14 protein-coding genes are annotated in these 19,773 nt (G+C 45.3%); 8 read left to right on the top strand and 6 right to left on the bottom strand.

Translation table 11 applies throughout. The annotated features are described in order from the left end of the window. The first annotated feature begins 426 nt into the window (after positions 1–426). Positions 427–1,044, top strand: coding sequence for a DUF3859 domain-containing protein (locus RIG66_RS18930; protein ID WP_446380307.1), 618 nt, complete (start codon positions 427–429; stop codon positions 1,042–1,044). A gap of 6 nt (positions 1,045–1,050) precedes the next feature. On the opposite strand, the gene RIG66_RS18925 is transcribed toward RIG66_RS18930, so the two are convergent. Together RIG66_RS18925 and RIG66_RS18920 are read right to left on the bottom strand one after the other, a co-directional pair. Continuing rightward, on the bottom strand, positions 1,051–1,893 hold the full coding sequence (locus RIG66_RS18925; protein ID WP_446380306.1) for a Uma2 family endonuclease: 843 nt from the start codon (positions 1,891–1,893) through the stop codon (positions 1,051–1,053). Between the two features lie 243 nt (positions 1,894–2,136). Next, positions 2,137–2,748, bottom strand: coding sequence for a hypothetical protein (locus tag RIG66_RS18920; protein WP_446380305.1), 612 nt, complete (start codon positions 2,746–2,748; stop codon positions 2,137–2,139). 271 nt (positions 2,749–3,019) lie between these two features. Between RIG66_RS18920 and RIG66_RS18915 the strand changes: the two genes are divergently transcribed. The 5 genes from RIG66_RS18915 (at position 3,020) to RIG66_RS18895 (ending at position 10,434) form a co-directional block, all read left to right on the top strand. Then, complete coding sequence (locus RIG66_RS18915) at positions 3,020–4,798, top strand: asparagine synthetase B family protein (RefSeq protein ID WP_446380304.1); 1,779 nt, start codon at positions 3,020–3,022, stop codon at positions 4,796–4,798. 73 nt (positions 4,799–4,871) lie between these two features. Then, the gene (locus RIG66_RS18910; RefSeq protein WP_446380303.1) at positions 4,872–6,881 is read left to right on the top strand and encodes a pentapeptide repeat-containing protein; all 2,010 of its coding nucleotides are present in this window, start codon (positions 4,872–4,874) and stop codon (positions 6,879–6,881) included. A 374-nt stretch (positions 6,882–7,255) separates the two neighbouring features. Then, positions 7,256–8,440 (top strand): diaminopimelate decarboxylase family protein, encoded by a 1,185-nt coding sequence (locus RIG66_RS18905; RefSeq protein WP_446380302.1) that lies wholly within the window; start codon positions 7,256–7,258, stop codon positions 8,438–8,440. Between the two features lie 142 nt (positions 8,441–8,582). After that, positions 8,583–9,077, top strand: coding sequence for a hypothetical protein (locus RIG66_RS18900; RefSeq protein WP_446380301.1), 495 nt, complete (start codon positions 8,583–8,585; stop codon positions 9,075–9,077). A gap of 79 nt (positions 9,078–9,156) precedes the next feature. Next, a complete protein-coding gene (locus tag RIG66_RS18895; RefSeq protein ID WP_446380300.1) occupies positions 9,157–10,434 on the top strand; it encodes an MFS transporter permease in 1,278 nt (425 codons plus the stop codon). Between the two features lie 90 nt (positions 10,435–10,524). Here RIG66_RS18895 and RIG66_RS18890 read toward each other — a convergent pair whose 3' ends face one another. Next, on the bottom strand, positions 10,525–12,246 hold the full coding sequence (locus tag RIG66_RS18890; RefSeq protein WP_446380299.1) for an asparagine synthetase B family protein: 1,722 nt from the start codon (positions 12,244–12,246) through the stop codon (positions 10,525–10,527). A gap of 19 nt (positions 12,247–12,265) precedes the next feature. Continuing rightward, positions 12,266–14,707 (bottom strand): putative PEP-binding protein, encoded by a 2,442-nt coding sequence (locus RIG66_RS18885; RefSeq protein ID WP_446380298.1) that lies wholly within the window; start codon positions 14,705–14,707, stop codon positions 12,266–12,268. Between the two features lie 238 nt (positions 14,708–14,945). Here RIG66_RS18885 and RIG66_RS18880 point away from each other — a divergent pair, with 238 nt between their 5' ends. Beyond that, positions 14,946–15,389: a SufE family protein gene (locus RIG66_RS18880; protein ID WP_446380297.1), complete on the top strand. Its 444-nt coding sequence runs from the start codon at positions 14,946–14,948 to the stop codon at positions 15,387–15,389. A 388-nt stretch (positions 15,390–15,777) separates the two neighbouring features. Here RIG66_RS18880 and RIG66_RS18875 read toward each other — a convergent pair whose 3' ends face one another. Together RIG66_RS18875 and rlmN are read right to left on the bottom strand one after the other, a co-directional pair. Then, positions 15,778–16,332, bottom strand: a complete 555-nt coding sequence (locus tag RIG66_RS18875; protein WP_446380296.1) for a DUF4334 domain-containing protein — start codon at positions 16,330–16,332, stop codon at positions 15,778–15,780. A 218-nt stretch (positions 16,333–16,550) separates the two neighbouring features. Then, entirely contained in the window at positions 16,551–17,630 is a 1,080-nt protein-coding gene (gene rlmN, locus RIG66_RS18870) for a 23S rRNA (adenine(2503)-C(2))-methyltransferase RlmN (RefSeq protein WP_446380295.1), read from the bottom strand. Between the two features lie 313 nt (positions 17,631–17,943). On the opposite strand from rlmN, the gene kaiC reads away from it, so the two are divergent. Beyond that, positions 17,944–19,647 carry a circadian clock protein KaiC gene (kaiC, locus tag RIG66_RS18865; protein WP_446380294.1) on the top strand — a complete coding sequence of 568 codons (1,704 nt, stop codon included), beginning with the start codon at positions 17,944–17,946 and terminating at the stop codon, positions 19,645–19,647. Positions 19,648–19,773: the final 126 nt, after the last annotated feature.

Genomic DNA, 19,773 nt, shown 5'->3' with positions numbered 1-19,773 from the left:
CATCAAACGCTTTTTGATAAATAATTAGATCTTCATGAGTTTTGATGGTTTTTTGGTCTTCTTCCTTGTCCACTTTCCCTCCAGGTCTTCCAAGTCTTACCTCCATTATACCGTCAATGTAAAAAACCTACCCTTGTGAGGATCTAAGAGGGGGGAACGAGGGGGGTTGGGGAGTTAGGTTTGATATCGATTTTTCTAGATGGCGTGAAAAGTCAGCAGCTCCTTCTGCTTCCCCAGCTCCTTCTGCTTCCCCAGCTCCCTCTGCTTCCCCTGCTTCCCCTGCCTGCTCTTCCTATCTACTACGTTTGAGCGCAACTCAGTATGAATCGCGGAGTCTGGGTCACAGCGCTAACCTTGACGGAAAAGAGGTTTTATGTTAAAGAGAAAGTAGATAGTCTCAAGCTTCTGGTTTAGAAGTAATCAATTGTGACTGATGAACGACTTACTCAAGATCAGTTAACGCAACTCGTTGCTGAGGTGGATCAATTAGCCAGACGCCACGAGGCTGAAATTGACCGCCAAGAAATTCAGCAGATTTTGCAGGAATTGAATCTACCACCAGAGTTGCTGGATGAAGCGCTAATCCAGCTAAGTCGTCGTCAAGCGTTAGCGGTTCAACAAAAACGGAATCGCTGGATTGGGATAGGTGTAGGAGTGGCGATAGTGGGTGCGATCGCGGCTTCTACGGTATTCATTGTAAATCGCCAACGTGCGATCGCGGCAGTGTCTGTCTCTCAAAGTTGCATTACCCCGAATCAGCAGACGTGTGAACCGATATCGGATTTTAATCGCCAAGAGATAGTCTACCGGGTTACCTTACAAGACGCACCTGTGGGACAAAAGCTTTCCTTACAGTGTGATTGGATTAACCCCAATGGTCAAATTGTGCATCAGAATCGCTATCAAACCAGTAAAATTGACCGAGAGGTTTGGTCTACCTATTGTCGTCACACCTTGGGTTCTACTGCAACCATGGGGGATTGGCAAGTACGGATGAGATTAGGCGATCGCGCACTCGACCAAAAATCATTTACAGTTAAATAATCGGAACTATTCGCTATTTTCCAAATCATCGGGATCAATACCTAACTCTCGTAATCGTGCGGCTAATTCTTGAACCCGTCGTTTCGCCATTTCTGTTTCCTGTTTCGCCATTTCCGTTTCTTGTCTGGCGGCTTCTGTTTCTTGTCTGGCGGCTTCCGTTTCTTGTCTCGCCACCTCTGTTTCTTCCGTGGGTAAAGAAATCCAAGTTCCCTCCAGTGTCATCCACCGTAGCCACAGTCGGTTAAACCCGCGAAAATCACCTTGCCATACGCCTAAACTTAATCCCAACTCCGGTATCGGTAAACAGCCTTGAGTCAAATCTACGGATTCGTAATGACCGCCAACCAGATGAAATGCTTGCCATTCATTAGTATAGCGACTAAAAATTACATAGTAAGGAATCCGCAGAATCTCTTCATAAACTCGCCACTTTGTCGGCGGGTGTCTTAATTCGCTTTCCCTTTGACCCAAATCTTCATCTTCCGTACCTGGAGACAATAACTCCACCACGATAAATGGATTCACCCGTTCTTGCCAACACACATAACTCAAACGCATATCGCGTTCCTGATAAAGCCTTGGTACACCGACAACTCCGAACCAATCAGGACGTTTATACCAGTTTGGATGAGTAGGGTCATAATAGAGATTCAAATCACAAGCACTGAAAACTCTATCTGGATACCAAATTGTCGGTAAAAACGTCAAATACAGTAACAACGGTTGCAAAAAATGGAACTCATCAGGCAAACCAGGTTCCTCCGGATTTTCGCTAGGTAAATCATACATCGTTGGCAGGGTTTGCCAAGGGGGAAGTGGGGGGTCAGTTTGGCGGGGTAATTGAGTCATTTTACGATGAGAGTTGTTGATAAAATCTATTACACTATTTTAACGGTTCGTAGTCATGGATGCGAGCCTATCATCGTGTTGGGTTGCCAATATCCGACAAAATAACAACTGGTTTAATTCTTCTAAATTAAGGGGGATTGTACGCTTTTAAAACCTGGTGGGCAATGCCCACCCTACGGTACATTCAGGATTTCATTAATCCCAAAATGTTGATCTTAGTGCCATTAAAATTAAGGTACTTTCTCAAACATCACTCAACGCTTGTTCACTTAACTTAAAGACAAAATGAAGCAAGCCTAAAATTTCTTCAAGATGAGCAATTCCATAGAGTAACGTCTCATAAACACTGCCTTGAGATGTCAGCTTATAAAACCGCCAGCCATCGCCGTTCGTCACCACTCCCAAAACATCAATATCCTTACCGATTCGGCGATTTTGCCATTGACAGGCTTGCATTTCGACCAAACATTGAGCCAATCCTTGTTCAAAGTCATCCTTTTTGGCTTCGACGATACATAAAAATGGCATTTCTAAATAGCGTTTGCGTTCAGCAATTAAATAATCAACATTACCGCTTGTTGTCTCCCCTTCTAAACTAGCCCCTTTCCAAATTTTTAGCCGCCCCAGTCCTTCAAGTGCTTCCTCGCAAATGGCATCAATAATAAGCTTTTTGGATTCTTCGTAGCTTTCCAAGTCAAAACGTTGTAACCTCGCCCACCGTTGTTGAAAAAAATCGCTAGGTTGAATTGGCTGGAACTCAATCTGCCAAGGGATTAAGTCGATGAGGTTAAGTTGCTTAAATGCCTGAGTTTTGTTAAAACTAGAAAATTTTTTCTTCTTGATTTTTTTATCCATCGGAGGGTTGCGAATTGAGTTAATAAATTTTATTTTATACTATAGGGTTTGTAGTTGCGCTGTCTTCGCCATAAAGCTCACGGGTAGACCAGTAACTTGAATGGTAGATTGGGTATAGATGTGACCATTGAATCGGGCGCACGTCACTACACCCCTACAGTGTCTGGATAGAATTCTAATTCATCTTGCTTAGGTGTGACACACCACTACGATATATTAAAGTGCGTATTTCAGGGCTATTGTACTTAAATTAATTCAAGATTTGATTATTGTGAGTAATCCCTATCAATTTATCGGCTACTGGGGTATAGAGTCACCCGATAAACTTGAAGCGATGTTAACCAAACTTCTCGTCGTCGCGACAGGTTTAGAAACATCAAAACCATTGAAACATCACCTCAACAAAGTCCCTGTCAAGGGTAGGTTAAATTGGCGTGTTGGTTATATTGGCAGTAATCCGACTAATTCCTTCACCAATGAAGAGGGTATCATCGCCGCGTTATCCGCTTCTGGTTTTCACGACTCAGCCGATGCTTGGGTTAAGGTAGAAAATAATCACCTAATTTTAGGACGCGAACCTTTTGGACGTGTCCCTCTCTATTGGACAAAACAGGGGAAGGTTATCTGGTTTGCGTCTAAGTTGCAGCTATTATTACCGCTGCTTAAAACACCAGAGCTGAGTAGTCATGGATTGTATGGCTATAGCTGTTTTTCTTATGTTCCCACACCGTTGACACCAGTATCTACTATTTTTTCTGTAGCGGCTGGAACCCTAGAAACCTGGCAAATTACCTCTGAACACGACTTAACCCATAGCACTCACCGTTATTATCAATGGCAATCTGCCTCTGTACTGATTCACGATGAAGATGAAGCCATATCTCAACTGCAAAGCCTGTTAAAAAATGCCGTTCATCGGCAACTGGAAAATTTGCCCAGTGAACCCGTTGGCGTTTTTCTGTCTGGCGGGTTAGATTCATCTACAATAGCGGCATTATTAGTGCAAGCGGGAGTAAAGGTTAAAGCCTATACCTTAGATTTTGGGTTAGCGGGTGTCTCGGAATTGCCCTATGCTGAACAGGTTGCTGACTATCTGAAGATTCCCCTGGTTAAAGTTGATGCAACACCTCGGCGAATTAAGCAAGCGATTCAAGCGACAGCGACGGCGTTAGATTTACCCTTTGGGGATGGGGTAACGGTTCCTTTATATCTGTTGTGTCAAGCGGCGAGTCAAGAGACAAGCGTTATTTTTAATGGGGAAGGAGGCGACCAACTTTTTGCTGGATGGACAAATAAACCGCTAATTGCGGCTGGTGTTTATAATCAAGAACATCCCAACGGAAATACAGAGTTTACCCAACAGTATTTACGAACGTTTCACCGTCTCTGGGGATATGAAGAGCGAGTATTTCAGAATCAGATAAACCAGGTGTTATCGGTACAACCGGAACAATGGTTGGCAGAGGCGTTAGATGCTAAGTTTACCACGACTCTTTTAGACCGATTGCGTCGGGCGACGTTAATGTTAAAAGGCGCACAAAATATCCACCCACGGGCGACTAACTTAGCATTCTCTCATGGATTGTGGGTGCGATCGCCCTTTTGTGACATTCCGTTATCGGAGTGGACGTTTCAGGTACCGGGGGAGTTCTACCTGCGGGGTGCTTGTGAAAAATATATCCTCAAACGTGCGGTGGAATCTTGGTTACCGTCAGAGGTGGTGTGGCGGGAAAAACGGGGCATGGGGGTTCCTTTAACGGCGTGGTGTTTAAATGAGTTATGGTCTGAGGTAGGATATTGGTTAAATTCGGGTATTTTAGACGCCGAAGGACGATGGCAACCGCAATTGCCGTTACAACTGATTAAAGGGGAATTTAGCGCCTATTTGCGAGGGCGACGAATTGGGGAAATTCTCTGGTTATTGCTGATGTGGCAAGTTTGGCGTAGTAGGGTGTTAAATGAGGCAGTATCTGGGTATTCTGGGTTACATCCGTTCTGGTTACCGTCTCGGTTTTGGCGATGGTATTGGAATTTGCAGGATGAGTTATGAATTGCCTAGTTCCCTGTTCCCTGTGACACACCGAGCGAAGTCGAGGTGTTCCCCGTTCCCTGTTCCCTGAAAAATGAAAGCCAGTGAAGTTTTGAAGCGATACGCTGCTGGAAGACGCGATTTCAGTGGTGAAAACTTGAGGGGTCAATCCTTTAAAGGAAAAGACCTCTCTGGGGCAGATTTTAGTGAAGCGGATATCCGAGGGGCAAATTTTACTAAGGCTAAGTTGACGGGGGCGAACTTTAGCGGCGCTAAGGCGGGATTACAAAGGCGTTGGGCAATAGTATTGGTTATCAGTTCATGGATACTCGCAGGGATATCAGGATTTTTGTCAATAATCGTTGCTGCTTTAACCTCGTTGATTTTTGATAGTGGTAATACCGAGAGCATGATTATGGGCTGGGTAAGTTTGATAATCCTGGCAATCTTGTTTGTTGTCATCCTCCGTAAAGGTTTAATCGCTGTCGCTGGAGCTGTCGCTATCGCTGTCGCTGTCGCTGTCGCTGTCGCTGGAGCTGTCGCTGTCGCTGGAGCTGTCGCTATCGCTGTCGCTGTCGCTATCGCTGTCGCTGTCGCTGTCGCTGGAGCTTTCGCTGGAGCTTTCGCTATCGCTGGAGCTATCGCTGTCGCTGTCGCTGTCGCTGTCGTTTTCACGCTCTTCAGCGCTTACATTGGCTGGCGAGCCATCAAGGGAGATGAAAGAGAGGCTTGGATTCGAGGAGTAGCTATTGCCTTTGCTGCTACAGGCGGGACAAGCTTTCGCCATGCTGACTTAACCGATGCTAATTTTACATCTGCCACACTCAAAAGTACCGATTTGAGACAAGCTACTCTTATCCGTACTTGCTTCCATAAAACCCAAAAACTCGATCGCGTTCGTCCTGGCATCACTTATATTAAAGATGCTCAGGTGCGACAACTACTCATTACCCGAAAGGGACAAGCTCAGAACTTTGACCGCAAAAATCTGCGCGGTGTCAACTTACAAGTCGCAAACTTAGCCGATGCTAGTTTTATCGGTGCTGATTTAAGCCAAGCCAGCTTACAAGATACTAATTTATCCAGAGCTAAACTCGTCCAAACCCAACTCGACTACACGGATTTAACTGGAGCCACATTAACCGGCGCTTGTATTGAAGATTGGGGTATCACTCCAGAAACCCAACTCAATGGTATTCAATGTGAGTATGTCTTCATGCGCCTAGTCGATAACCTTGACCCCAATCCCCACCGCAAACCGGATGATTGGAACAAAAACTTTGAAGATGGCGAATTTGCCGACTTCATTGCTCCCATGGTACAAACCCTTGACCTTTATCACAACCAAGTGGATGACCCGCGTTTAATTGCCATGGCGTTCCAACAGCTTACCGAAACCCATCCTGACGCTGAACTGGATATTATTTCGATTGAGAAACGGGGGAAGCATCGCGATAAAGTGTTAATTCGTGCGGAAACGTCACCTCAAGCAAACCGTTCTGAACTGCATCACGACTATTTCACTACTTATAATGAATTGCAAGCCTTGTCCCCGGCGGCGCTACAACAACTTTTAGCGGAGAAAGATGGACAGGTTAAGATGCTGACAGGTTTAGTGGAAGCAGCAATTAAGCGTCCGAGTATTTCTGCTCATAATTATAATAATCAAGGAGATACGATGTCTGAAAACAGCGAAATCCAAGTATCGGCTGGTGGTAGCGTCGGTGCTGTTGGCGGCGGTGATGTCAGTAACCCAGGGGTAATGAACCTGGGTGAAATTAGCGGTAGTGTTAGCAATTCGCTTAACCAGTTACCTGAGTCTCCTGAACCCGATAAACCAGGAATCAAAGAACTGCTGGCGCAACTGCAAGCCGCAATTGAAGCGGAATCGAATTTAGATGAGGAGGATAAGGCGGAGGCGTTAGAACAGGTAAAAACGTTAGCCGAAGCGGGGAAAAATCCCCAGGAAAAGGGGAATCAGAAAACGGCGAAACGAGCCACAACGATGTTGAAAGGAATTATTGTCGGATTACCTACGGCGGCGACGTTGTTTGAAGCGTGGAATAAATTGCAGCCGTTGATTACAAAATTATTCGGGTTGTGAACTATAGTGGTTTCTCAGTGCTAATGGTACACCTAAATGTAGGGATGCTTCCCAGTTTTTCTCCCTCACCCCCAGCCCCTCTCCCAAGCTTGGGAGAGGGGAGCAAGAGGGGAGCAAGAGAGTGCGGTTCCCCTTCTCCCGTGCAACAAAAGCGAAGCATCCGCTGGCTTCCCCCTTTTTAAGGGGGACGGGAGGGGGATCTAAAAGGGGGGAACGATGGGGGTGGGAGAAGGGGTTAGGGGATGAGGGGGTTTTGGATTGCGCCCTCACATCAGAACCAAGGGCGACCCGACAAAATTGATAGGAAAAGAGTTGTTCATTGATGCAGGCGGGTCGCCCCTACAAACACCGATATGACCAATAACCAATGACCAATGACAAATGACCAAGAATTACTGGATATCTACGGTTCACCCCTCTACGTGTATCAAGGCGATCGCATACGGGATACAATTCGTTATATCTCTTACGCTGTCCCCTATCCGCGCACTCAGTTCCAGTTTGCGAGTGTGACGAATGGTAATGTCGCTTTGCTGCAAATCTTCCAGCAAGAGGGGTGGGGACTTCACGCCAATACTCCCGGAGATATCTATTTAGGATTAAAGGCGGGATTTGCCCCAGATAACATTGTTTATAGCGGCAGTAATTTAAATTATCCAGAAATGGAGCAAGTTCTCCACTGGGGAATTACGACTTTAAATTTAGATAGTATTTCCCAATTAGATTTATGCTGTCAAGTCTATCACGCCTTAAATTCTAAATTACCCCGATTAAACTTAGGATTACGCTTAAATGTACCCGAATTAACTGGGGATAGCCGCATTGGAGTTCAACCTGAAGAATTCCCCGATGCGCTGAAAATTACCCAATCAGCCGGATTACACCTCAATGGTATCCATTTCTATCGCGGAACCGGAACCAATTCAACCAAAGCCTTTACCCAAGTGATTGATTCCTTATGCGAGATTGGTCAACAATTACCGGATTGGAACTATTTAGACTTTGGCGGTGGATTTGGCTATCCTTATCAGGGGAATGGCGTCGCCTTTGATTGGCAAGGATTTGGTCAGGCGATAACTCAGAAACTAGAGACAATTGGCAGACCTATAGATTTAATTATAGAACCTGGACGTGCCGCGATCGCAGGATGTGCGTCCTTGTTGGCAAAAGTCGTTTCAGTTAAGTGGCAAAACGGCAAACAAATCGTCGGCGTTGATACCACCGTGGCGAATCTATCCGTTCCATCGGTGCATGGAGGCTATCGAAAAATTGTCAGTTTTACCGATACCCAGGGTGAACAGTATCCCACCGATGTCTGTGGAAATACAACTTATTCACGGGATTACTTGGGACGCAATTGCCAACTCCCCGCGTTAAAGAATGGAGATGTTATCGCGATTCTCGATAGCGGTGCTTACGGATACGCCATGTCGTCCCATTTCTTACACCGTCCGCGTCCGGCTGAGGTTTTAGTCGAACAGGGGACTCATCGATTAATCAGAAAACGGGAAGATTATAGTGTTTTGTTAAATAATCAGGTATTTACTTCACCAATCTAGCGCTTGGTGATAATATTTTTGGGGAGGTTGGGTCAACCTGGATTAGCATTAACAGTTACAAGTACCATTGTTGGCTAGTTGAAGTCAGTTGATACAATACTCTTAGAATTAAAAATGAATTTCAAGTATAAGGATCAAAAAAATGGCTAAAAAAGCAAAAGGGTTTAAAGAATTACTGAAACAAAGTAAAAATAAAACTTTAAAGTACAAAAACCTAGAGCGGCTTCATAAAAATTTAAAGGAAAATCCTTTAGCTCAAAATTGTGAAAAGATTTTGATTGAGCCGAAAGGGGAAATAAAAATGTCTGTTGTCTTGTGGCAGTTTATTGAACCCTATAGAGCAATGGCAAGTGATTTAGAATCCCATCATACCTTATTTAAGCTGGCTATAGCTGCATGGAATCTTACCTTTTTAAACGATTTCGACATGGATCAAATTGTTGAATCAATGAATGATAGGAGTATATTTGAGGACGTGCCAGATGAGAAACAAACACTTAAGGAATTATTAGAGGAACTAATGGCTCGAAAGAAGAAGTACTTTGCTGAATATAAATTATTAATCGTTGATTTCAGCTTAAAAAAAGGAGGAGGAGAATTACACCTTTCCGTAGCATCTGCAGACGTAGAGGATTAATTTACTAGAGAGGTTTAATATAATTTCATACAATCTAGCAAGAAAGGATGCATAATTCTAACTTTAGAATAGCCAATTTATGAAATGTATTCAATGCCAAACAGACAATAATCTCAAAGACCGCACCGCCAATCAAGGACGCTGCAAAAACTGTGGACATCCCTTTGTCTTTGAACCCACAACTATGGGTCAAACCAAAATCACTGATCCATTTTTTGCCAAAGCCATCTCGGATCTCTCAGTCAACGGTACTCTATGCTTTACCCCCAAACAATTATACTATCTCATCAATAAGCGACTTAAACGCAAAGTTAATAATCTTGCTCTGCAAATTTTCGCCTTAATTTTAAGTTTTATTGTCCCTTACATCGGGATTCCGCTATTAATTTTTGCCTGTTACAGAATAAGCAATTCTGCCAATACGCCTCGAAAAATCCGTAATCGCAATGCCCGATTTTTACAAGTTATTGGTGGATTTCTCCTCGCCTATGGAATTTTATCCCTTTTCCTCTCTCCTGTAGGGGGTAGTGGAAGTGATTGGCTGATTTTTTTCCAATTCGCGATAACCATTATTGTCGGTATGGTATCGTTCTATTTAGGAATTCGCCAGTTGCGTCGTCAAAGCACATTGTCCCAAACTTTTTCGATTACACCCAGTCAATTCCAAACTTGGTTAGAACGTTGGCAAGAAATTAATGGTACAGTTGAGCCACTATTACCTCCTCCGAATCAGGAACGTTTACCCACATCCATTAATCCAGATATCACCGCCTATAGTTTTGACCGAGTTGTCGTCTGTAATAGTGCCACAATTGCTCAACTGTTGATTGCCAATAATTTTCACTTTGAAAATAACTGTGCCGTATTAAGTATTACCGGGTATCCCCAAGGCATTTTTTCAACGGTACTAGATATGCTTAGACGCAACCCAGAATTAAAGGTTTACGCCCTGCATAATGCCAGTCCTCACGGGATTACTCTGATTCATCAACTGCAAACGAATCCCAATTGGTTTGCTGATAGTACCGTCACGATTTATGATTTAGGATTACTTCCGCGTCATGTCTTAAATAGTCGCAATCTTTTTATTCAATCCTCCCCAGAATCAGCAGAACAGGTGAGACAATTAGGGGTAGAGGTACGGCGAGAGTTATTGGCTGAGGAATTAGAGTGGTTAGAATCCGGTAATTTTGTCGAGTTGCAATCCTTTACACCGCAACGACTATTACAGATAGTAACTCAAGGAATTAACCGGAGTCGAATTAGCACAGGGGGGAGAGATTCAGTATTTATAGATGTTGAGAGTGAGAGTAGTAGTAGTGATGTTTATTTGGTTGCATCTGACAGTTTTGGTTAAAAGAAGCTGGGCGGTTTCAACCGCAGCTACACAAACAAAATCCGCCTACGCGGACTGAGTTATAACGGGGGTGGCTAACCCGGTTTGGTATTAATTACCCTGGAGCCAATATTCCAAACTTATAAGTAACCAAAGCTTAACCCCATACCGCCTCCAGGTATCTCCACGATACTCAATCCAATCGCGAATTACTGACTGATTTAAATAAGGCGCGATCGCGGATTTTTTAGACAACAACAATGCCTTGGTTTGTCGTTGCCAATAGTAGCGAAACCAAAACTGCACTGGAACCATCATACCGCTTTTGGGACGCTGAATAATTTCCCTAGGTAAGAGATCAGCAACCGCTTGCTTGAGAACGGCTTTCTCCTGATTTCCTGCCAGTTTATATTCCGGCGGAATTTCCATTGCCATTTGCACAATTCGCTGGTCAAATAAGGGAGAACGCCCATCTAATCCAGCGGCACGAGTCAGATTATTCACCTTGGTTAAAATATGATCCGCGCCTTTAAATTTAATATTCAGTCCCATTAACCGATTCAGATACTGCGCCGAGGAAAACAAATCCGTCTCAAAGACAGATGGCACAGCTTTAACCGTGTCCCATATTTCAGCTTGAAACAACCTCGGTAAATCTGGAGCGCATTTTTTAAAGGAGTTCAAATAAGCCGCTACTAAATTAGGATTATTTTCCGGAGAACCATATAACTGCTTGAGTAACATTGGCTGATTTTTCGGTCCACCAAAACAGGGATCTCCCCCTTCTCCATTAAGAATAACTTTAACCGTTTCCTTTGCCAGTTGCGCTAACAAATAATTGGGAACCGTTAACGGATCACCAATCGGATCATCCAACTGTGCCATGGTTATCGGTAATTGCTGCCACATCTGTTCTGGGGTAATTTCTAAGATGTGATGCTGGGTTTGGCAATGGTGGGCAACTAACTTGGAAAATTCTAATTCATTGGGACAATCTGCGCCAAAATGAATCGAGTAGGTATGAACGGGATGGGAATGAAATTTAGCCGTGAGTGCGGTGATGCAACTGGAATCCAATCCCCCTGATAAATAAACCCCCACGGATTCATTGGTAGGTAAGTAATTCTGAACCACCTGATCGAGGCGCGATCGCAACTGCTGAGAATGCCATGATAAACTTTGCTGAGGATGGGTAATTTGCTCTTGCGGTTGCCAGTAAGGTTCTGGCTGTCCATCAGGTAACTGCAACACCGTACCCGGGCGCAATTCCCGCACCTGTTGCCAAAGCGTGCGTTCTCCAGGCACAAAAGCACAACATAAATAATCCCGCAACGCCACTAAATCCAAGTCGGCTGAATGGTGGGGACGCAGGGTTCTCAACCGAGGCGCAATCCAGCAAGAGGAACCCACAATCGTATAATATAACGTCCGACCGCCGACGCGATCGCGCACCAACCACAACGTCTGACTCGGTTGATGCCAAATCGCTAGTCCAAATACCCCTTCTAGGTACTCTAAACAATCTTGTCCCCAGCGTTCCCACAACAGCGCCACCAACCCTTGATCGGTTCCCCGCCAATCCCCAGGTTCAATTCCCACCTGTTGCAATAATCTGGCAGAATTACTTAACCAAATATCCCCCACCACCCCATAGTCTCCTTGAGGACTAAAAGCGGGTTGAATCTGAGTTACCGCTAACTGGTTGGGAATCAAGAACGTACAATCAGGGGGTTCAGCGCCAAATTGCCCCCAGGCTAACAACCAACCTGGGTGAACCGAGGGAATGGCTTCCCTAACCTGTTGATCATTTAATCTGGACAATAACCATCTCATATCTTATCCAATTGAATTCTCACCCTTCTAATGAGCGCCGTGCAGCCTCTAAAAGTAACCGTTGTTCTGCGCGAGCGATCGCATGATAAGTCGCTTCTACATCATTCACATCCACAGAAATAGACTGAATCCCCCATTTCACCAAGGATTCTACTACTTCCGGATACTGGGCTGGGGCTTGACCACATATTGCACAAGGAATCCCCGCCTCCTTTGCCATATCGATCAATTGCTTAATCGCGCCCATGACGGCGGGATGGCGTCCATCTAACGTTGAACCTAACTCCCCCAAATTGCGATCGGCGGCTAATAACAATTGCGTCAGATCATTCGTACCAATCGAGATTCCCTGCACCCCCGCTTTCACATAATCCGGCAGTAAAAACAGTATCGATGGCACTTCTGCCATAATCCAAAGTTGAAAATGAGGATTATCCATTAATCCCGCTTGTTCCACCCGACGGCGACAAAAGGCAAACTCTTCAACCGTCCGCACAAACGGCAACATGAACTGAACATTACTATACCCCTGAGCATAAAGTTGATGTAACGCCGCCAGTTCTAAATCAAAACTCGTCGGATCATGTAAATAGCGATAAGTCCCCCGCCGCCCCAACATCGCATTCACCACCGATAAGGTTGAACCGTTCACATTCGACGTATCCCCATGGATCAATTCCGCTTCACCCCAATCCAGGGAACGATAAAATACAGGTCGTGGCATCAACGCCGCCGCAAACTGCATGATCAATTGGGCAAGCCGGGTGATTAACTCCTGTTTCCGCCCCTGTCGCAACCATTCCTGGGGGGGTTGATTATCCAATACGTCCAAAATCATCAATTCCGATCGCAATAAGCCAATCCCATCAATGGGTAAATCCTGAATTCGTTCCAGAGATTGGGTTTGGCTGAGATTCACCAACAATTGAGTCGCGATCGGAAATCGGTTATACTGCCTCGGTGATGGGGCATCGGCAAGGGTTTCCCGCTTCTCAACAGCGACATCTACAGCTTCTCCAAGCTGTTTAGCATCCCTAGCTAAACGTTGAATTTCGCCGCGATCGCCATCCACCAACAGTACCTCCCCCGTTTGTACCAATTGGGTAATCCCAGGGACATTAACCACCGCCGGAATCCCCAATTCCCTCGCCACAATTGCCGCATGAGACGTCATTCCCCCCTGTTCCGTCACCACCCCGGCGGCTTGTCTTAATATAGGTAGCCAATCGGGAGCAATCGTTTGAGTCACTAAAATTCGATCTGGGGGGATAGCCTGCCAATTTTGCTCCTCCCCAATCATTACTTGCGCCACGGCTGTTACTTGTCCAGACGCCGCCGATAATCCTCGCAGTGACTGAGGTTGGGATGGGAATGATTCAGCAGAAGAAGCCGACTGAGGGCGAAATTGAGTCACGTATAGCTGAGGTTCTGTCGTGTTGGGAATTTTACAAAGAGTCCAGTCAAAAGAAAAGGGGGGATTGAATTGGGTTTGCAGTTTTCTGGATAACGCCATAATCTGTTGCCAAGCCTTATCGTCCAAAACAAACTGCTGCTGTTCTCCTTGGCTGAGGGGATAAGCTTGCACGGCATTTCCTGTCGGTTCCGGGTTCAGCCGATAGGCGAGGGTTTTATTTCCTCGTTGACTTAGCAAAAGTTGATGGGTGGGAATCGCGATTTGATAGGTATCCGGTAAGACTTTACCCTGAGTAATCGCTATCCCTAGTCCCCAGGTGGCTTGGATCTGACAGAAATCAGATTTCGCCTGGAGAACGCCAGAGGCTAAAGTGTCATAGATCGGTTGTACCAGAACCGCTAAATTAATCTGATCTAGTCCCATGCCAACCCGTTGCCAGTAAAATAAGCTTTTGGCTCGAAACAATTCTGCCCACACCTGCTTTAAAGTCTGGATCAGAGCATCCGGCTGTTTGCGGCAATAATGAGATGCCAAAAGTTCTGGAATCGGCATAGATTCTGCCCAATCCTCGTGGTTAACCGGATGAGTAGACATCGGCAGGAGCGATCGCACCTCAGGAAATGACACAGAGGGCTGTAAAATCAGGGCGGGAGCGTCTAGAGTTGCGGCTGCATCCAGAATCTGCGATCGCCAACCGTCTGATACAGTGGCAGAGGTAATCACTTGGCGAATATGTTGAGCAACCTGTTGCAACTGACGGGGATTATCAACATTCACATACAACGAGGACTGGGGTAAATCGGCTAACAACGGTTCTGATTGACTTAAATCAGCGATGACTTGCCAAAACGCGATCGCTGGAATCACAAAGCCGGGAATAACTGGATACCCTTGTTGCTCAAGTTGACTTAAGCCAAAGGCTTTCTCTCCCACCAGGGAACGTTGTGACGGTTGAATCTGATCCAGCCAGTAGAGATTGTCCACAATTTGCTTTGGAATACCACTCGCGGTTAAGTGATCTAGAATAACGGAAACTCGATTAGCCAACAGTGTTGAGTGCGTAGGGGCAGGTTTAGGGAATCTCTTGTCGCTATTGATGATAACGTTTGTACAAAACCCGCCCTAACCAAGTAGGGGCAGGTTTCACTACTATCGTTTTTGACCTCACCCAGATGTAACTAAACCCGCCCGGACTAAGGATTGACTTCCGTTTTCTGGGTTGCATGAGTAGAATGGCATAAGTCTTGTTAGGATAAATGTGAACAGTAGGTCTTGAATACTGGGTATGTCATCAACCTCAACCCCTCTACCCGATTCCCTCGCCAAAATTGTGCAGCGATTTAAGCGACGGACGAATCCTAAACAACGGTATGAACAGCTTCTCTGGTATGCCAAGAAGCTTCAGGATATGCCAGAAGCGGACAAAACACCAGAAAATAAAGTCCAAGGCTGCGTCTCCCAGGTTTACATCACTGCCAACCTAGAAGATGGAAAGGTATGGTATCAAGGGGATTCAGATGCCCAGTTAGTCAAAGGGCTAGTGGCGCTGCTGATTGAAGGGTTGAATGGACTCCCCCCAGAGGACATTGTGAACGTGTCCCCAGAGTTTATCCAAGAAACCGGGTTAAATGTCAGCTTGACTCCCTCTCGTGCTAATGGCTTCTACAATATTTTCCAGACGATGAAGAAAAAAGCCCTGGGATTCAAATTAGCAACGAATCCTAGTTAGGGGTTGCTGAATAAGTGCTGTGGTGAGGGGGAGCGGGGGGAGCGGGGGAAGCTGGGGAAGCCAATGTAGAGACGTGCCATGGCACGTCTGGGAGCAGGGGAAGCTGGGGGAGAATTCAAAGTCTCTCTCCTTGTAGAAGAGAGGTTTTCCCGATCCCGTGAAAAGTAAGAATCTACTGGCGTGGCACAGCTAAAATGGTGGAACAGATTTTACCATTGAATCGGGTGCACGTCTGTCATTGGTGTCAACTTAAGCTCAACCCCTCTCCCCCAGCCCCTCTCCCACGCCCGGGGAGAGGGGAGCAAGAGCATCTGGTTCCCCTTCTCCCCACGGAGGGAGAAGGGGTTAGGGGATGAGGGGGAAATGTCGAGGAGTAAATAGACACAGCTTAAAACCTACGTTTGAGAACAAAAAAGAACGGTTGGGGTGAGTGTTTCAAATCCATAATTCCTAACACAGTATTCTCATCTACTTGGCGAAATGAGTCATTAATTGGCAAATGATCATAGATCATCGTGGCACTGACTTTTCCGCGATAGTCCATCATTCGGAGTCGGGCTTGGCTTTCTTCTGTGTTCACAAAGGGTTGTAGCAAGGAATTCGTCAACCTTAGCCAAGGTTTCAGAGAGTCATTTTTGAGAATTGGCAAATTAAAAAGTACGTTAATTGCTGTGGGATTGGGCGCAACCTTAAAAATTTTTCCCTGGCTATCTAAAAATAACAATGGGTGAACTGTCTCAGGATCAACAAATTCTTTCCCATACCAATTCAATGTTTCTAAGAAGCCATCCAGATAGTGATCAGTATGAAGTCCCCCGCCTTGCCAACGACCCATCATAAAGTCTAAATCCACGGGTTCGAGAGCGTCAAATAATTGTAAAGCGCTTTCGGTTGTCGTTTTCCCTGCGTTCAGAATCGATTGGCAGCTTTCTACTGTTTGCATGTTTTTATAGAGGTTGTTGAATAAGTCTTGTGGTGAGGATAGGGAACTGCTTAACAGGGAACAGGGAACAGTTGTTGTATGTAGTGCGAGCGTCTCGCTCGCTATTTTGTATGGGTTTTGATCTATCGAGGCAAATTTACTTGCACTCATTTCCTTTTACCTGGCAACCTTTCTCCTTTTCTTCTGCCCTCTACCCTCTGCCTTCTGCCTTTCTTTTATCAAACTGTTGAAGCCCTTAATTGTCCACAGGCGGCGTCTTTTTCTAAACCGCGAGAACGACGCACACTGACGGCAATGTTATGCTGTTCTAATGCCTCAACAAAGGCTTGAATTCGCCGGGGACTAGGACGCTGATAATCCACTTCGCTAATCGGATTGTAGGGAATCAAATTAACGTGACTCTGAAATCCGCGTAGGTGTTGAGCTAATTCTATTCCATGTTCGGGTTGGTCATTGAGTCCTGCCAATAGAATATATTCAAAGGTGACTCGACGCCCGGTTATCTTGACATAATCCCGACATTCCTGTAATAAATCAGCTAACGGATAGCGTTTAGCACTGGGAATCAGTTGTTCGCGCAGGTGCTGATTAGAAGCGTGGAGACTGACAGCAAATGTCAATTGCAGTTTGTGTTCTGCCAGTTGACGAATGCGATCGCGAATGCCTACGGTGGAGATCGTCAGCGATCGCATACCGATGCCAATATCTTGATTGAGGGAACGCACAGCCGCGAGAACCCCCTCTAAATTCAGTAAAGGTTCTCCCATGCCCATAAATACAACATTACTCACCCGTTGCCCAAAATCCTCCTGAACCGTCAAAACTTGATCAACAATCTCATGAGGTTGGAGATTCCGGGTAAATCCGCCTTTCCCCGTCGCACAAAAGTCACACGCCATGGGACAACCGACTTGGGAGGAAACGCAAACCGTTAACCGATTAGCAGTGGGAATCCCGACGGTTTCGATAATATTGCCATCTGCCAACCGCAGCAAATATTTGACCGTGCGATCGGGAGCCTGAGAGCGATAATGTAGAGTAGAACGACCAATGGGGACATCAACTAAGGCTTGCCGCCATGACTTGGAAAAGACTGAAATCTCACTTAGCGATCGCGCCCCTTTTTGATAAATCCAGTTATGAAGCTGGCGTCCCCGATAGGCAGGTTGTCCTTGCTGTTGTACCCATTGGGTTAACTCAGCCAAACTTGCCCCTAATAGCGGTGTTTTACTTCCATCTAACTGACTATTTTCTGGCGAGACAGGGGAATGGGAGGACGGGGTGACGGAGTAAGCCATAAGTCTGATGATTCTTTATTTTCACAGATTGTTGCTTTTGTCAAGACGATTAGCGGGAATAGAGGTGAGATTGAGGCAGTCGGGTCTAGATCTAATTCTACCGCCTCCGTAAGAGTTGGGGTAGGAAACCGTAGGGATAAAATAAAATGAATAACGCATAAGCCTAGAGAATCGATTGATTCAATTATTGCTCTAATCAAAAAATCGCTCAATTCTCTCTAAGTATGTTAATGGAGATAAACCAAACTCTATTAAGTCCTGTAAATATTCCTCAAACCCTTCCCAAGGACATAAGACAAATGACGGATGACAAATGACAAAGACACACCAAACCAAGCTGAATAAATGTCCAACTGGCATCCAGGGACTTGACGAAATTACCAATGGTGGATTACCTCAAGGGCGTCCTACATTACTATGCGGTCAAGCTGGCTGCGGTAAGACACTGATGGCAATGGAATTTCTGGTACATGGTGCCACGGAGTATCAGGAACCAGGTGTTTTCATGTCTTTTGAAGAGTCGCCAGAGGAACTGACGCAGAATGTCGCCTCCTTCGGTTGGGATTTAACAGCATTAGCCGATCAAAAGAAACTGGGGATTCATTATGTGCATATTGATCGCACTCAGATCCAGGAAACAGGCGAATATGATCTCGAAGCCTTATTTATTCGTCTCGGTTATGCCATTGACTCAATTAACGCCAAGCGGGTTGTCTTAGACACCCTAGAGGTTTTATTTGCCGGATTGCAAAATAATGCGATCGTGCGTTCTGAATTGCGGCGATTGTTTCTTTGGCTGAAGGAAAAGGGCGTGACGGCGATTATTACGGGTGAAAGTGGTCAAAATACGCTCACTCGTCAGGGTTTAGAAGAATACGTTTCGGATTGTGTCATCTTCCTCAATCAACGGATCATCAATGAACTAGCAACACGACGGTTACATATTGTCAAGTATCGCGGTTCTAGACACGGTACAAACGAATATCCATTCCTGATTGAAGACGACGGAATTTCTGTATTACCCCTCACCTCTGTGGGATTAGATTACCAGGTATCCAATGAGCGGATATCTACAGGCGTTGAGCGCTTGGATACCATGCTGGGAGGTGCAGGCTATTTTCGTGGAAGTAGTGTTCTTATTTCTGGTACGGCGGGAACAGGTAAGAGTTCGCTGTGTGCCCATTTCGCTGAGGCAAATTGCTTGCGGGGAGAACGATGTCTCTATTTTGCCTTCGAGGAATCGGCTAGCCAGATCATCCGCAATATGCGATCAATTGGCATCGATTTAGAACCATCTGTACAAAAAGGTTTGTTGAAGATTCAAGCCATGCGTCCAACCTTTTATGGGTTAGAGATGCATTTAGTCAAAATTCATCATTTTGTTAATGAGTTTAAACCCACCGTTGTGATCATCGATCCGATATCGAATCTGACAGATATCGGCAACTATATGCAAGTCAAATCCTTTATGATGCGTCTCGTTGATTTCTTTAAAACGCATCAAATTACCACGGTTTTGACTCATTTAAACTTAGGTGGCAATCCCCAGGAACAGACGGATTTAGGTATTTCCTCGTTAATGGATACATGGTTGCTGTTGCGGGATGACGAAAGTAGCGGCGAACGCAATCGTTTACTGTTTGTCCTGAAATCTCGCGGGATGAAACATTCTCATCAAGTCCGTGAATTTCGGTTGACCGATACGGGAGTGCAATTGGTTGATGTGTATCGGGGAGTCGGTGGTGTAATGGCGGGAACCGCACGAACCATCCAAGAATCACAAGAAAAGGCAGAGGCATTAGTTCGCCGACAAGCTATTGAACGTAAGCAACATGAAATCGAACGCAAACGTCAGATTATGGAAGTTAAGATTCAAGCATTGCAAGCTGAATTTGAAACTCAAAAAGAAGAAATCGAGCAAATGATTCAGCAAGAGAAGTTGCGGGAGAAAACACTGATCCAGGATCGCCGACTAAGGGCGCAGATACGTGATTCTGATTCCCTAGAGGAGATGTGAGAATAAGAATTAATAAGCAATACATAATACATAATCAAAAGAATTGAATCTTTTGGCAGATCAGTTTTCGAGGAAGTCACGGTACAATGACTAGATTAGTGTTATAGGGAGGCAAAACAACATCGT

Origin of the sequence: Coleofasciculus sp. E2-BRE-01, from assembly GCF_040221695.1 — a bacterium.
In the GTDB taxonomy this organism is placed as follows: Bacteria; Cyanobacteriota; Cyanobacteriia; order Cyanobacteriales; family Coleofasciculaceae; genus Coleofasciculus.
Note: the sequence above shows the minus strand (reverse complement) of the source record. Positions and strands in the feature narration are given on the sequence as shown.